This window comes from Alteromonas sp. RKMC-009, from assembly GCF_003584565.2.
Taxonomy (GTDB): domain Bacteria; phylum Pseudomonadota; class Gammaproteobacteria; order Enterobacterales; family Alteromonadaceae; genus Alteromonas.
Genome location: NZ_CP031010.1, coordinates 1,373,082 through 1,387,657 on the forward strand (window position 1 = coordinate 1,373,082; position 14,576 = coordinate 1,387,657).

General features: G+C 47.0%; 13 protein-coding genes. 4 read left to right on the plus strand and 9 right to left on the minus strand.

All coding sequences use genetic code 11. From position 1 onward, the window contains the following. Positions 1-11 precede the first annotated feature (11 nt). From DS731_RS05930 to DS731_RS05955, 6 genes are all read right to left on the minus strand, one after another. The gene (locus tag DS731_RS05930) at positions 12-1,493 is read right to left on the minus strand and encodes a peptide MFS transporter (protein ID WP_119503321.1); all 1,482 of its coding nucleotides are present in this window, start codon (positions 1,491-1,493) and stop codon (positions 12-14) included. 199 nt (positions 1,494-1,692) lie between these two features. Further along, entirely contained in the window at positions 1,693-2,799 is a 1,107-nt protein-coding gene (locus DS731_RS05935) for a capsule biosynthesis protein (RefSeq protein ID WP_119503322.1), read from the minus strand. 25 nt (positions 2,800-2,824) lie between these two features. Continuing rightward, entirely contained in the window at positions 2,825-3,475 is a 651-nt protein-coding gene (locus DS731_RS05940; RefSeq protein ID WP_119500461.1) for an ABC transporter ATP-binding protein, read from the minus strand. Then, positions 3,472-4,254 carry an ABC transporter permease gene (locus DS731_RS05945; protein WP_119500462.1) on the minus strand — a complete coding sequence of 261 codons (783 nt, stop codon included), beginning with the start codon at positions 4,252-4,254 and terminating at the stop codon, positions 3,472-3,474. The genes DS731_RS05940 and DS731_RS05945 overlap by 4 nt, the downstream gene beginning before the upstream one ends. Further along, positions 4,254-6,101 carry a polysaccharide biosynthesis/export family protein gene (locus tag DS731_RS05950; RefSeq protein WP_181013654.1) on the minus strand — a complete coding sequence of 616 codons (1,848 nt, stop codon included), beginning with the start codon at positions 6,099-6,101 and terminating at the stop codon, positions 4,254-4,256. The genes DS731_RS05945 and DS731_RS05950 overlap by 1 nt, the downstream gene beginning before the upstream one ends. Positions 6,102-6,115: 14 nt before the next feature. After that, positions 6,116-6,469 (minus strand): hypothetical protein, encoded by a 354-nt coding sequence (locus tag DS731_RS05955; RefSeq protein ID WP_119500464.1) that lies wholly within the window; start codon positions 6,467-6,469, stop codon positions 6,116-6,118. A gap of 552 nt (positions 6,470-7,021) precedes the next feature. On the opposite strand from DS731_RS05955, the gene wecA reads away from it, so the two are divergent. From wecA to galU, 4 genes are all read left to right on the plus strand, one after another. After that, positions 7,022-8,092 (plus strand): UDP-N-acetylglucosamine--undecaprenyl-phosphate N-acetylglucosaminephosphotransferase, encoded by a 1,071-nt coding sequence (gene wecA / locus DS731_RS05960; RefSeq protein ID WP_119500465.1) that lies wholly within the window; start codon positions 7,022-7,024, stop codon positions 8,090-8,092. 94 nt (positions 8,093-8,186) lie between these two features. Beyond that, positions 8,187-9,077, plus strand: coding sequence for a glycosyltransferase (locus DS731_RS05965; protein WP_332311124.1), 891 nt, complete (start codon positions 8,187-8,189; stop codon positions 9,075-9,077). Then, complete coding sequence (locus DS731_RS05970) at positions 9,074-9,931, plus strand: glycosyltransferase family 2 protein (protein WP_119500466.1); 858 nt, start codon at positions 9,074-9,076, stop codon at positions 9,929-9,931. Before DS731_RS05965 ends, DS731_RS05970 begins: the two co-directional genes overlap by 4 nt. A gap of 359 nt (positions 9,932-10,290) precedes the next feature. After that, entirely contained in the window at positions 10,291-11,184 is an 894-nt protein-coding gene (galU, locus tag DS731_RS05975; protein WP_119500467.1) for a UTP--glucose-1-phosphate uridylyltransferase GalU, read from the plus strand. A 58-nt stretch (positions 11,185-11,242) separates the two neighbouring features. Here the strand turns inward: galU and DS731_RS05980 are convergent, their stop codons facing one another. From DS731_RS05980 to DS731_RS05990, 3 genes are all read right to left on the minus strand, one after another. Then, positions 11,243-11,566, minus strand: a complete 324-nt coding sequence (locus tag DS731_RS05980; protein ID WP_119500468.1) for a ComEA family DNA-binding protein — start codon at positions 11,564-11,566, stop codon at positions 11,243-11,245. Positions 11,567-11,735: 169 nt separating this feature from the next. Next, positions 11,736-12,743 (minus strand): isocitrate dehydrogenase, encoded by a 1,008-nt coding sequence (locus DS731_RS05985; RefSeq protein WP_119500469.1) that lies wholly within the window; start codon positions 12,741-12,743, stop codon positions 11,736-11,738. Between the two features lie 218 nt (positions 12,744-12,961). Continuing rightward, positions 12,962-14,575: an HDOD domain-containing protein gene (locus DS731_RS05990; RefSeq protein ID WP_119500470.1), complete on the minus strand. Its 1,614-nt coding sequence runs from the start codon at positions 14,573-14,575 to the stop codon at positions 12,962-12,964. Position 14,576 lies beyond the last annotated feature (1 nt).

Here is a 14,576-nt window from a genome sequence, read left to right on the forward strand (position 1 = left end):
GTGGAAGGTGTTTAATCTTCCTGTGGCAGCTTCTCCCAGCTACGGGTTTTCAGCGAGAATAACAGAACCAGTACACCGATGACGCCGGCAAACATGGCGATATTGCTGAACAGTGCCGACACATTATCTGACTCTGTACCAAACGCACCGGCCATTACACCTGCAATCACACTGCCGATTGAGTAAGTCAGTACGAACAGACCCATCAGCTGTCCTGAGAAGCGGCGGGGGGATAATTTACTTACCGCACTTAATGCTACCGGGCTTAAACACAGTTCACCCACAGTGTGGAGGAAGTAGGTAGCAACTAACCAGTAAGGCGCCACTTTCTGATCGCCCGCTGCATACATGGCTGCAAAAAACATTACGATGAAACCGCTGCCCATGATAAGGGTACCCAGGGCACACTTGATACCGTAGGAAGGATCCATCATTCGTTTACCTAACTGGATCCACAGGGCGGCAAAGAAAGGTGACAATACGATGATGAACAACGAATTGAGCGACTGGAACCAGGCGAAAGGAATTTCAAAGTCGCCCCACATGCGGTCAGTATCTTCGTTAGCAAACACGTTCAGTGAAGAACCTGCCTGTTCGAAACCGGCAAAGAAGCAGGAAGAGGCTACGCAGATTAAGAACAATGCAAGCATCCGCTTCTTTTCATTTTCACTTAAATCGCCGAAGAAATAGATGAAACCAAAATACAGCAGGAAAATAGCAGTAAACAGATAGGCTACCGACTCTGCGACTTCTGCAACATCAATGACCAGATAACCCATGCTCATGGCATAAGTGACGATGGACAGTGTGACCAGAAACAAAATAATGCCCGTCCAACTTTTCTTCACACCGGCTGGTGTCATGTTCACTGTAGGACTCGCTGATTCTGAAGGCAGTTTATGCTGAGTCATTTTGTATTGAACAAGACCAATACCCATACCCACTGCAGCAGCACCGAATGCCCAGTGATAACCCTGGTTAACGGCTAACCAGCCACACACCAGGTTACCGATAATTGACCCGATATTGATACCCATGTAGTACAGGGTGTAACCACTGTCACGGCGGGCATCATGTTCAGAATAAAGCTGACCGACCATTGCACTGATGTTGGGTTTCAATAAACCTGTGCCAAGTACAACCAGGATCAAGCCGATGAAGAAGGTAGAGGTGGTAGGGATGGCCAGCACGATATGGCCGCACATAATAATAATACCGCCGTACCACACTGCATTCTGGCCACCAAACAGACGGTCTGCCAGCCAGCCGCCGGAAAGGCCCATGAAATAAACAGCACCGGTATACAAACCATAAATGGCATAGGCGGTTTCTTTGTCGAATCCTAAACCTTCCTGCTGGATGGTGAGAGTCATGAAAATAACAAGCAGGGCGCGCATACCGTAGTAACTCATGCGCTCCCACATTTCAGTGAAGAACAGTGTCTGCAGGCCCCCCGGATGGCCAAAGAAACTGGAATCGTTAGATGTTTTTATTGTCACAATGTCGTTCCGTTTTGTAATGATTGTTATTGGTTTTGTAATTCATTGCCTGAGATAACGGCGGTTCTGTTTCCTTGCGGACACAGTCAGGTGAATTAATGCCTGACTCCACTATACACAAGAGAATTACAGGGTAAAACGCTTAGTCTTTAAAAGGACAACCCTGTAAGGCAGGTGTAGCCCTTTTAGCTGTTTACAACTCTTTGATAGTCGCAATGATAATACGTGCTGTGCCATACAGGATGAGTAAAATGACCCCAAAAAGCACCAGGTTATAGACTATTTTAGGATAAGCATCGTCATCCGGCAGGGTGGGTGACTCGATGGTGACCAGATATTGTAATTTCTGATAGGCCTCGACCCTGGCATTTTCCAGTGACACCAGCGAAGACGAAAAAGCCTGAATAGCCAGTTGCAGCTGGATTTGCAGGTCAGAGTACTTTGCCATCTGTTCTGTTACAGACAGCGATTCACCGGTTACCTGGTTGCTGAAGCCTTCCTTTTGAATATTAATTTGTTGTTGCAGGGCTCCAATCTGACGTTTGATGTTTTGTACCTCAGGGGCACTGGGTGACATCATCGTCTCCATGGTATTCAGCTCTGCCTTCTTTTGCGCCAGCGTGGCCTGCAAAGAGAACGCAATTTGCTGGGAAGCGGCACCTTCGGCGGTAGGGTCAAGCACGTTGTACTTAGACTGGAAGGCGAGGATGTCACGCTTTGCTGTTTGCAGTTTATCTTCTACAACCTGATGTTCGCCCTTAGCGAATTCCATTTTAGATTTGGCCAGATTGTTATTAATGTCGTTCAGAAATTGCTCGGCCTTATTCACAATGGTGCTGTTGACCTGCTGTGCAAATTCCGGCGTGTAAGCTTTTACATTCAGGGTGATAACAGAAGATGCTGAATCTACTTCCACTGAAATTTGTTGCAGGTAATACTCATAAAATTGTGTCTGGCTGTGGTCTTCCGGTAAACGGCTGAACATGTCCGCATGGTCTGCACCGTAATGGCTGCTTAAGGACAACGTTTTTTCCAGATAACGCATCATATCCTGAGATTTGATATAACTCTCAATGATCTGACTGTCGTTTGTCGACGCTACGCCGCTGATTGATGCACCCAGTAAACTGGTGGGGTCAAAGGAACTGCCGCCGTCTGTGGATTTAATAATGAGCTTACTTGTACTTTCATATTGCGGTGCTGCCCACACAATCAGGTAGAACGCATATAACAGCCAGGGCGCAAGAATGAAAACCAGCTTGTTCTTTTTCAGTTTGTTGAGGGTTGCTTTCGCTTTCATAATTTTAATATCACTTAACCTAAATTTATTCTGCCATGTAGGCACTGATGCCTTCTTCCAGGTCGCTGAAATAATTCAGCTTACCGTCTTCAATAAGAATGGCTGAAGTACAAAATTCCCTGATCTGGTCCAGTTCGTGACTGACCATGATCATACCTGCTGTCAGATTTTTCTCTTTCAGGGCATTACGGGCCTTGCGGCGAAATGTGGGGTCGCCTACAGAAGTTGCTTCGTCAATGAGATAAATATCAAAATCAATATTAATACAGCAGGCAAAAACCAGCTTGGCACGCATACCTGAGGAATACGTCTTAACCGGTAAATCAAACCGGCCACCAATCTCGGCGAATTCCTGCACTTGTTTTTCATACTGAGGCAGCGACTTCACCTGGTTGATACGGCCAATAAATCGCGTATTTTCCCTGCCGGTCATTTGCGGATGAATACCGGTGGCCAGTGCAACCGGCCAGGACATGGATTTATTTGTAAGGATCCTGCCCTTGTCCGGATATTCGCTTTTGGCCAGCATACGGAACAACGTGGATTTACCGGCACCGTTTTTACCCAATATGGCAACACTATGGTCGGTGGGGAATTCAAAGTTTAAATTTTTAAAAATGTATTGCGGCCCGAGTTTGCTCGGGTAGCTCTTAGTCAGATTTTCTATTCTAATCACCGTGACAACACCTTCTTCCAGGTTGTGTGATAGAGCGCTAATCCGGCAAACAGAGTGATGGCGGTAACTTCAACAGCAAACTGCAAAGATACACCGGTATCACCATAGGTTTCATAGCAGGCGTATCTGGCGAGTTCAATAAAGTGAACCAGTGGGTTCCAGGTTAACCAGGGCCAGACCTCAGGGGATAGATCCTGCAGACTGAAAAAGGTACAGGAAATGAAAAAGATAGGCCGGTTAAGCATATTTTTAATTTTTTTCATTTCAGGTATGAAGGCAATGAGGACACCGAATACCAGGCTGATGGAAAAGCAAAAAATCCACAGTAATGCGAAAAGTGCAATTAACAGCAGAGGGTTGTCCACGTCAAAATCAATATCCAGCAGATATACAGCACATACAACAAGGCAAACCACACCAACTTTTATCACAAATTCCATAAACGCTGAGGTGATAAGCGCAGCCATAGGCTGTACCTGCCTGAAGGCATAGAGGGGTTTTGCTTTACCGATTGATTCAGGTACCACAGACGTGCAGGTCATGAATGTTTGTACGCCCATCAGGCCCATCATCATAAATACAAATAACGGCACGGAATGAACGTCGCTGCCGCTGATAAAGCTGCGGAGATAGGACATGGCAAAAATGAACACGAAGGGTTCAATAAAGGCCCAGCCAAGTCCCAGTTTATCATTGAACTTGCTTTGCAGCTCACGGAGAAACAGGGCGAAGATCACTCTTCGCCATGCTGCAACCTGTGATTTAAAGGTAATATCCATCAGTTGGTAGCTACGTTGGCCGCCACAGCAATCTGATAAATGATTTGTGTGATATCTTTGATGGTCTGCAGAGACTTAACATCGATAGACGGTAATACCACAACCTGATCACCGGGACGGATAGTGAGCTTACCTTCGCCTTCAGACCACAAACTGCTGTGAATACTGTCGAACTCTACGATACCGTTCTGTCTGATGATAAGGATGCGCTCGTCGTCAGCGCGCTGGGTAAACCCGCCGGCCCAGGCAACATAATCAGCGGTGGTCGCATCTTTATTGAAGACAATAGCCTGAGGCATCATTACTTCGCCGCCCACATGAATGAGATCAGTGGCTTCAGGGATGACAATGGTATCATTCGGCTCCAGCAGTACATTGGCCACTTCACCGTTTTCAGCCACAATGACTTTACCCTGTGGCTCTACTTGTCTGGCACGCTCAATGAAGTCGCTGACCAGTTGCGCTTCCTGAACACGGATAGAACCTTCTCCGGTAGAACTGATTGGTGCTGTATAGATGCTGCGCTCCAGGCGCTGCAGCGACTGTTCTATGAGCTCCCGTTGACTTTGTGCCACGCTTTCGCGACGCAGATAAACATCTGACGCACTGGCGAGTGACGGGTCAACATGAATGTAATCCAGAACATCCTGCAAACGGGTGCCCCGGTCAACCATGATTTTGGAAGGACCAGTGTGACCACCTTCAATGTTTATCTGGTAAACCTTCGCGACGTGGTCATTAATGAAATTGACTTCATCACCGGACTGCAAAACAACATTGTTGAATTCATTTAGCGAAACGTACTGAGCAAACTGCTGATCGCTTCTGAGGCCGGCAACGGAAACATGACTGATAAAATCCCGTGGTCTGGCATAGTCAAGCAAAGTCTCACCCATCAACTCGTCTTTTTTGAATTCAAAGGTATAGCTGTTATTCGCACCGTCGGCGACAGTAACTCTGTCACCTACCGGATGAACAACAATGGTATCACCGTCTTTAAAAGAAACGCCGGGCAGGGTGCCTTCACGGATAAATTCATAAAGGTCTGCCGTGGCAATTACTTTTCCTTCACGGCGGATATCGATTTTACGGAAGCTGCCACGGTTGAAATCAATACCGCCGGCACGTTTAAGATAATAAAGCACGCTGTCTGATGCCAGGCCGGCATACTGGCCGGGGCGGATAACGGGGCCGGTAAGATAAACCGCTACCGGCGTAGACGTGAGCAAATTCACGTAGGTGTTAACGTCGTTGGTATAGATTCTTTTAATACTGTTAGTGACCAGTGCATTCACCGAACCGGCCGGCGTATCTGCAACATGCACAGGACCAATGTTAGGAATAAAAATATTTCCCTGGTTATCAACTGTTACCACATCGGAGAAGTTGACGGCACCCCACATCCAGATTGAAATCTTATCACCGGGCGCAATCAGGTAGTTTTCATTAAGGCCTGAGCTGCGCTCAGATTCGAAACCGCCTATGAAGAGGTTGGCAGCGAATGGCGGGCTGACAAGCGGTTCGCTGTAAGGAAATACATCTTCTACGGTTGGTTCGCCGGGCAGTGACACACCGGAGCGGGGTTCTTTATTGTACTGGCCGGTAGACGTTGACATGCTGCTGCGTGCGCCCGGCAAAGTACGGGAAGTCTGCACATTCATAGGCGACACGGCTTGAGTCTGGGCGTTCCCGGTTCCGGTGGTAGCGGAATTGCCCGAGTTTTGCTGTTGGGCCTGTTCACGTAATTGCTGAAGATCGGCCAGAGATTGTGCTGTTGCAAGAGATGAAAAACAGGCACAGGCCAACACCACCTTACCCAAGGTGGAAAGTGTACGGATTACTGACATAGATTCTGCCATGATTATTTAGCTGAGATTTGAGTAAGAAGCGGAGCAAGCATTTGCCATTGCCCGTCCCGTTCACAAATTGCACGACGGTTTGCCGGATTGGTCAGATCCCGCAATGACATACAGGTTAATCCTGATGCTGAAATATAGCGGTTGTGGATCTGATACTGTTCGTTGCCAATCTGCAACATTTCACCCGGCGACAAATTGCCTTGCGGTACCGGATATACCTGGCTGTCAGCTAGTCGCATTGAATCGCCTGAAACCAGCGGAATATTCGCATTCACCTGCGTAGGGGCTGAAGAACATCCGCTCAACAGTACGGTAAGACCTATCAGACCAGCACTTAAACTTCTGATAATACTCATGTCTTAATAATTCCTTGTCTAATCTGGCCGGATAGCATACCACATTCACCGGCTTTTGCAGTCTGCCCTTTATGCATCTGCGCTAAATCTGTAATTTGTCATGTTTAGTAACCAATTATAGTGATGGCTTGATAATTGCTTGAAAGCTACTGACATTTAAAATGGTGTTGTTACTCAGGAGTGCCTGCTGATGTTACGTATCTGCATAAGATGGTTCCCCCGGGTAATGTTAAAACTAAAAATGACGTCTGTGTGAGTCTGTGATGCTAAAAAAGTGCGCAGTATGCTTTGTAAGGCGGTGGAATGTCAGATGTGTGTCAGAAGAGGTAAAGCAGATTTAAAGATTTGAAAGAAAATTTCTCTGTTGTAATTTCAGGAGGTAGTCTTTTTGTCTTTAGTCTATTATTATATTGGCATGTTGGTGTTTGCTGATCAAAATGCTGCCCGGCATCAGGAAGTTTTAGACAAAATGGAATATCGCTATCAACACCGCTCACACATATTTCACATCTACCGGCAAGTCAGACCTATGGTTAGGGATTAGTACTTTGTATGTTTGATTATCTTCAAATTGTACCGTTGTTCACGGCATTTTTTGTCGCCCTGATTTTATTGATTGTGATGACTCCATTGGCTCATCAGTTTGGCCTGGTTGATCATCCGACTTACCGTAAACGTCACGCAGGCATGGTGCCTTTGACTGGTGGAGTTGCCATTTTCATGGCTGTGCTGGTGGCGAGTGTGGCGACTGATGTGTGGATGAAAAACAATCCTCTGTTTTTCACAGCATCAGCGTTTATTGTTTTGCTTGGCATGCTGGACGACCGCTTCCAGTTAAGTGCCAAAGGCCGTCTCCTTTGTCAGTTTGGTGTTGCTGCCATCATGGCATGGAGTGCACAGAATTATATTACTTCCCTGGGTAACATTTTCGGCTTCGGTGAAGCGTATCTGGGGATTGCCGGTTACTTCTTTACCATCGTCTGCGTTGTGGGTGTAATTAACGCTTTCAACATGATTGATGGTATAGACGGGCTCGCCGGTGGCATGAGTTTGATTGTTCTGTTGACAGTTGTCGGTATTCTGCTGGGAACAGGTAACGGTGCGGCTATCATGGAGCCGCTGATTATTGTCGCTGCTATCGTGCCGTTTCTGGCCTTCAATCTGAGCTGGAAAGGATTCAAAGGCAATAAAATTTTTATGGGTGATGCCGGCAGTATGTTTGTCGGGCTCACTATTGTGTGGTTGCTGGTGGACCACACGCAGGGCGAGGCCGCCGCTTTCAGACCTATTACCGCTGTGTGGTTGATTGGTCTTCCGCTGATGGACATGGCAGCGATCATGTACCGACGTGCACGCAAAGGGCAGTCAATGTTGCGTCCTGACCGGAAGCATTTGCACAATATCTTTATGCGCGCAGGTCTCTCCAGCAGACAAGCGCTGGCTGCGATTTTGTTCCTGGGTTTGTGTTACGCCGGTGTGGGTATTCTGGGAGAAATCCTGATGGTGCCTGAGTATGTCATGTTCTGGTCGTTCCTTGGCTTGCTGATGGTTTACAGCTATATCATTCAAAACATCTGGAAATTGATCCGTCACGTTAAACGATCATTGAAAACAAAACCTTAAAACCGTCAACTGCCCATAAATAGTGCAGACGACAGGGAATAATTTTGGTATGTTTGCAGCCAGTTAAAATAGTGATGTGTTACTGGCGGCTGCCTTGTCAAAAGCAAAAACAAAGATAATTCATCAGGGTAAAATTCCTGCCGGTACCGGGTCTCTGGTGGCAATGGCGGTGTATCATAAAGACCAGTTGAACTGGTTGAAGCAAGCTGTCAGCAGCATTACCGGTCAATCCTACTCAACGTTTATCTTCCTTATCATCAAAGACGGTCCTGTCGACAGCAATATCAGTGATTTTCTGACGCATACCGCGGCCAGTGATGAACGTATTTTTCTCGCAGAGAACAGCTCTAATATTGGTCTGGCGGCCAGTATGAACTTTGCTATAGAGTGGGGCATGGCGTTGAACTTTGATTTCTTTTTCAGAATGGATGCCGATGATATCTCATTGCCGGATCGTATCGAAAAACAGGTGACATACCTCAGTAATCATCAGAATGTGGGGATCCTTGGTACAGCACTGACTGAAATCAATGAAAGTGGTGTGGTCGTAGGAGCGAGAATTATGCCGGCATCCCACAAGCAAATCGTTAAAGTCTTACCCCGCCGCTGTTCCATAAATCATCCTACAGTCGCTTTCAGATATGAAATATTCCGGAAGGGCTTTCGCTATGATGCTGAACTGATGAATACTCAGGACTACTTCTTGTGGATCCAACTGGCAGAGGAAGGTTTCGTATTCAGAAATCTCAGTGAGCGTTTACTGGAATTCCGCCGGGTAAATAATTTCTATAAACGCCGGGGCTTTTCCAAGTCGGTCAACGAATTTCGTGCAAGGCTCTACGCTATGCGTGCCTTAAAGCGGATGACGCCCTGGAATCTGTTTTATGCCAGTTGCGTACTGCTGATGCGGATGATGCCTTCAAAGCTGGTTAAATTGGCGTATAAACTGGACCGGAAGATGCTGGAGAGAGGCGAGAAGTCATGAAAACCGGGGTTGTTATAATCCTGTTTCATCCTGATACTTCGCATCTTAGCCGGATGTTAGAAACGCTGATTGATTCGGGTTATCGGGTGGTATTGGTCGATAATTCTCCCCATGAATTGAAGCTGGCATTGCCGCAGGAAGTGGTTTATCTCCACTATCCCCAAAACATCGGGATTGCCGCTGCTCAGAATCGCGGTTTGTCTCATCTTGCCGGGCAACAGTTCAGCCATGCTGTTTTATTCGATCAGGACAGTGCTGTTACACCAGCGCTGATGGAAGGATTGTGCGCCGGTTTTGTTGAAGCGCAAGCACATTTCGGCAAGGTAGCTGCGGTAGGCCCGCAAATTATCTGCGAATTTTATAATCAGCCGGTAAAGCCAAAAGTGCAGCAGGCAGTAGATGTGCGGGACGGCCTTGCCAGTGTTAAACAAATAATTGCCTCAGGGATGATGCTCAGCCTTTCTGAGCTGGAAACCATTGGTCACAAGGAAGAGTCACTGTTCATTGACGGTGTAGACCATGAATGGTGCTGGAGAGCCAGAGACAAAGGATTCTCTGTGGTTAAGTTGACGGACGTGACCATGTTGCATAAGCAGGGTGACGGCAGACATAAGGTCCTCGGAATTACCTTTAAACGTGGTGCACCGGTAAGATTATATTATCAGGTACGTAATGTGCTTATATTAAGTCGCAGAAGTTACGTGCCGCTTTACTGGAAGCTGAGAAATATTCCGGCCATTCCGTTAAGGTGGCTCATTAACCGCTGGGTTTTCGACAACGGAAAGCAGCGGGGCCGGTATTTTGCGAAGGGATTGGTTGACGGACTCAAAGGAAAAAATGGACCGCTGGAATAGGTATCATGTTTCGTCATCAATCCGTCACGGTGGTTAAGTAAACTGTCGCGATTTTAATACATAGACGTCATGAAGAAATTGTTCTAACGGAGTGCGTCTGTGTCTATTTTAGTGCGTTCGCACTGAAATGGTGCGTAAGTGGCTGCTATTTTGTATTGGTTGTAGTAAATGCAAGTTGATTGAGCCATATTAACTCGTTTATCGTAGAAGCATGGGTAACGCATCCTGCTTATGTAAAATGATTTTATAGCTGGTGTTAATCACTGACGGCAGCTTAAGTTGTGAACCATGTTGTAGAGCGGAATGCGGATTGCATTACTACATCATCGGTTGAGGATTTTCAGTAAAAGGACACGAATATGAGTCAAGTAAAGAAAGCGGTTATTCCGGTAGCTGGTTTGGGAACACGTATGTTGCCGGCAACCAAGGCCATCCCGAAAGAGATGCTGCCAGTTGTTGATAAGCCGCTTATCCAGTATGTAGTAAACGAATGTGTTGCTGCTGGTGTGAAAGAAATTATCCTGGTTACTCACGCGAGTAAAAACAGCATTGAAAACCATTTCGATACGTCCTTCGAGCTTGAAGCGACACTGGAAAAACGTGTTAAACGTCAGTTACTCGAAGCGGTACAGTCAATCTGTCCAAAAGACGTAACTATCATGCACGTCCGTCAGGGCCATGCTGCAGGTCTGGGTCACGCAATTCTGTGTGCGCATCCGCTGGTAGGCGATGCACCGTTCGCGGTTGTTCTGCCTGACGTAATCATTGACGATGTTGCGAGTAATCCGAAGAAAGATAACCTGGCAGACATGGTTGCTAAATTTAATACCAGCCGTGTTAGTCAGGTTATGGTGGAGCAGGTGCCAAAAGAAGATATTTCTAAATTTGGTATTGCAGATCTGGAAGGCGTAGACATTAAGCCGGGTGAATCTGCGAAAATCCACAAAATGGTAGAAAAACCAGAACTGGAAGAAGCACCTTCAGATCTTGCAGTAGTCGGTCGTTATGTGTTGTCCGAGAAAATCTGGGATCTGCTGGAGTTCACACCTCCAGGTGCCGGTGGTGAAGTTCAATTAACTGACGCCATTGATTCACTGATGAAAATTGAGCAGGTTGATGCGTATTACATGAAGGGCAAGAGCCATGATTGTGGTAGTAAACTTGGCTATATGAAAGCAAATGTTGAATATGCTCTTCGTCACCCTGACCTGGGTGAAGAGTTCAAGCAGTACATTGCTTCACTGAATGGTTAATGCCGCAACGAGAATAATAATGGAGCCCGCGTTTTGCGGGCTTTTTTATGTGCGGTGATCAATGTTGAACTACTTTTACGCGGTCCCGCACCTTTGCCAGCAATTTTTCACCTATCCCTCTTACTTCGGTGAGTTGGTCCACTTCATGGAAATAACCCTTTTCATTGCGGTAGGCGATGATGGCTTCCGCCTTACTCAGCCCAATACCGGGTAAGGCAGTCAATTCTTCTGCTGTGACAGTGTTTAAATCTAATGCATCGGGCAGAGTAATTCCGGCTGCTTCAGTGACATCTGTTTCAATAGTATTGGCAAGAGTAGCGCCACTTTGACTCAAAAAGAGTGTTGCAAATAAAGCGGCCAGTGCCAGTCTGGATTTGTTCATTGTATCTTCCTTGTGTTGAATTAAGTGATTTGTGTGTACCGGTGTACATAAAAAGCTTAAATCCAAAGAAGATAAAAAGAGAGACCAGTTTTTGTACAGGTAAAGGTCAGGACAACAAAAAAGCGGACATGATGCCCGCTTTCTACAAAGTTTTTTCAACCGTTCGCTATCAGAGACGTTCCAATACCGCGTCGGTAAACTCAGTCGTTCCGGCCTGACCACCCAGATCACGGGTTGTACGGTCACCGGTTTCGATAACTTCTTTCAGTGCACTGCGGATTTTTTCTGCTTTGTCACCCATGTTGAGATATTCAAGCATCTGGATTGCAGCAAGGATCACTGATGTCGGGTTTGCCAGGTTTTTACCAGCGATATCCGGTGCAGAACCATGTACCGCTTCAAAGATGGCGCAGTCTTTACCGATGTTTGCTCCCGGAGCCATACCCAGACCACCTACCAGACCGGCGCACAAATCAGACAAAATGTCACCGAACAGGTTGGTCGTAACAATGACATCAAACTGGTGAGGGTTCATAACCAGTTGCATACAGGTATTATCAACAATCATTTCTGTTGATTCGATGTCCGGATAACGCTCACCCACTTCACGGGCCACTTTCAGGAATAAGCCGGATGTAGACTTCAGGATGTTCGCTTTATGTACTGCAGTGACTTTCTTGCGTCCTTCACGGCGGGCAAGTTCATAGGCAAACGTAACAATTTGCTCTGCACCCTGGCGGGTGATTTTACTCATCGCTTCAGCTTCCTGGCCGTCTTCAGAGACCACCTGACCAAGACCTGAGTACATACCCTGGGTGTTTTCACGTACAGTAATGATGTCGATATCTTCATAGCGGGCTTTGGTACCCTTGAAAGATAATACCGGACGTACGTTAGCATATAAAGAAAACTGCTTACGCAAGCTTACGTTGATTGATGTAAAACCTTCACCAACCGGCGTCGTCAGCGGGCCTTTCAGTGCCACTTTGTTTTTGGCGATAAGGTCGAGGGTTTCTTGTGGTAGCAGTTCGCCATGATTTTCCAGCGCTACCAGACCTGCATCAGCATAGTCATAAGCGAAGTTACATCCCACCTTGTCCAGTATTTTAATAGTGGCATCAATGATGTCCGGACCAATGCCGTCGCCGCGAATGACTGTAATGCGTTGCTGAGTCATGTTGAGGAATCCTTTGGGTTTCTGTTTTTAATTAATCGTCAGGTTGCCAGGCGCTACTGTGACAGCGTAAAGTTGTGTCACCTACGGAGAGTCGCCAAAGCCGGAAATGCGTAAAACCGTTGCCAGTGGCAAAAGTCTTAACCCTTCTATTTTATATCAAGACGACAGGGTGTAACAGAAAACTGCATGTCACTCGCCATAAATTTCATGAATGTTGGCTATGAGCGTTGGCGAAGAGGTAACCACATCAGGTAGCTGGTGACGCCGGCTATTTCTGACAAAGAGGATGGCGTAAGCTTCAGACTCTGTAACGCCTGACTTTTAAACAGCTTCGTATTCTCACATTCAGCGCCACCAAACAGCCATTTGTTAGCCAGTAATATACTGAGTCCGGCTAAAGCTGCGTCTGCCCGTACCGCTTCAGGCACATGAGCCGGTAACGTTGAACAATGGGTGATAACAGCCTGATAGCGCGCCGGCTGTTGCCACTGTTTCGCCAGCGAAGCAGACAGGGCCGGGAGGGGCTGGGTCTCCGTCTCCTGCAATGCCGTTAGTTGATACAACCGCTGCCGCTGAAGCGGCCAGTGTTTAATAACCTTTAGTGCATGCAAGGTAAACAAAGGTGCTGTTATAAAGGTGGCAATCAAAGCTGCTGTTTGCGGTGTCTGCTTAACATTACTCCTCTCAGCCAGTTCTGATGCAATCGCAGCAACAAGTTCAGCGAACCGGATACAAACAGCAAGCTGCGGGAAGTGCCGCTGGTGCAGACGCTGGTTCAGTGCCCGCATGATTAGCATATCGCCCACCCGGGTAAGGCCGTAAGTCATAATGGCTTGTTTAACGTCTTTCACAGGTAACTGAAGCCGGTTGTCCAGACTGGCCGTTTTCTTCAGATAGTCTGAAAATACCGGCATGCGTGAAAGCCTGCGCGAGAGCTTATGAATGTCGGTATTGGTATCGTGCAAACTCGTAATGATAGTCTGCAGATCACCGGGTAAACGACTCACAGGGTAGGTATCGGGTATCAGTTGTCTGACGGCAGGTTTAAAAGCCGCATCGCAGGCCTTTACTTCTGATAGCCATTCATTCAGAGACAAAGCCTGATAGCGTGTTATTTTAATCTGACGAAGGTGTTTCTCCTCCACATCCCCGGACCCTGTCAATACAGCACCTGTGGTGGACGTTAAAGTGAACAGGAAGACACCTTCACCATTAGGAAAAGACACTGCGCAGCCGGGCATAAATTCGCCGGGATACTTCAGTAAACATTCAAACCGGTGCTGTTCCCTCTCATTAGTGCGGGGAATAACCGGTTTCAACCTGCTTACCATTGAGCCCTGCTGATTTTTAATCAGTGAAATGACGGAGATAAACAGCGATTGTTCTTCGTTTAACCGGTGAGGATGCAGGAAACGGTGGGGGGCTGGTGCCTGAGCCACTTTTTGAAGTTTCAGTAAACCGGAAAAAAAAAGCAGTCGCTTCTCCCGCCAGAAAAGCTGACAACCTTCTTGTTGTTCAGCATTGTTTTTCAGGCTGCAAACGGCGAAAGTAGCGGCTACGAGGTGCTGAAGATAGTGATCATTAAGTTGAAACTTAAGGCCCAGAAAGGTCATTAAACAAGCTGCACGTTGTGGCAACAGATTGTGAGCAGAAGAGGCCTGCGGAAGCGATGTAATGGCAAGAAGCGAGTCGGGTAATGTGCGGCCGGATTTAATTAGCCGGATGGCCAGAGAGAGACTCTGCCTGGTTATTTCTGCGGGAGAACACGCCTGCGTAAACAGCAGGCCGGTTTGATGAATATGGTTTACAAGATCTTCAATGACACTATGCATT

Excerpts from the sequence above, each read along its gene's own strand:
- DS731_RS05955 (WP_119500464.1), bottom strand. The coding sequence starts at position 6,469 with ATGAGTATTATCAGAAGTTTAAGTGCTGGTCTGATAGGTCTTACCGTA.
- DS731_RS05950 (WP_181013654.1), bottom strand. The coding sequence starts at position 6,101 with ATGTCAGTAATCCGTACACTTTCCACCTTGGGTAAGGTGGTGTTGGCC.
- DS731_RS05970 (WP_119500466.1), top strand. The coding sequence starts at position 9,074 with ATGAAAACCGGGGTTGTTATAATCCTGTTTCATCCTGATACTTCGCAT.
- DS731_RS05935 (WP_119503322.1), bottom strand. The coding sequence starts at position 2,799 with ATGAAAGCGAAAGCAACCCTCAACAAACTGAAAAAGAACAAGCTGGTT.
- DS731_RS05990 (WP_119500470.1), bottom strand. The coding sequence starts at position 14,575 with ATGCATAGTGTCATTGAAGATCTTGTAAACCATATTCATCAAACCGGC.
- DS731_RS05945 (WP_119500462.1), bottom strand. The coding sequence starts at position 4,254 with ATGGATATTACCTTTAAATCACAGGTTGCAGCATGGCGAAGAGTGATC.
- DS731_RS05980 (WP_119500468.1), bottom strand. The coding sequence starts at position 11,566 with ATGAACAAATCCAGACTGGCACTGGCCGCTTTATTTGCAACACTCTTT.
- wecA (WP_119500465.1), top strand. The coding sequence starts at position 7,022 with ATGTTTGATTATCTTCAAATTGTACCGTTGTTCACGGCATTTTTTGTC.
- DS731_RS05985 (WP_119500469.1), bottom strand. The coding sequence starts at position 12,743 with ATGACTCAGCAACGCATTACAGTCATTCGCGGCGACGGCATTGGTCCG.
- galU (WP_119500467.1), top strand. The coding sequence starts at position 10,291 with ATGAGTCAAGTAAAGAAAGCGGTTATTCCGGTAGCTGGTTTGGGAACA.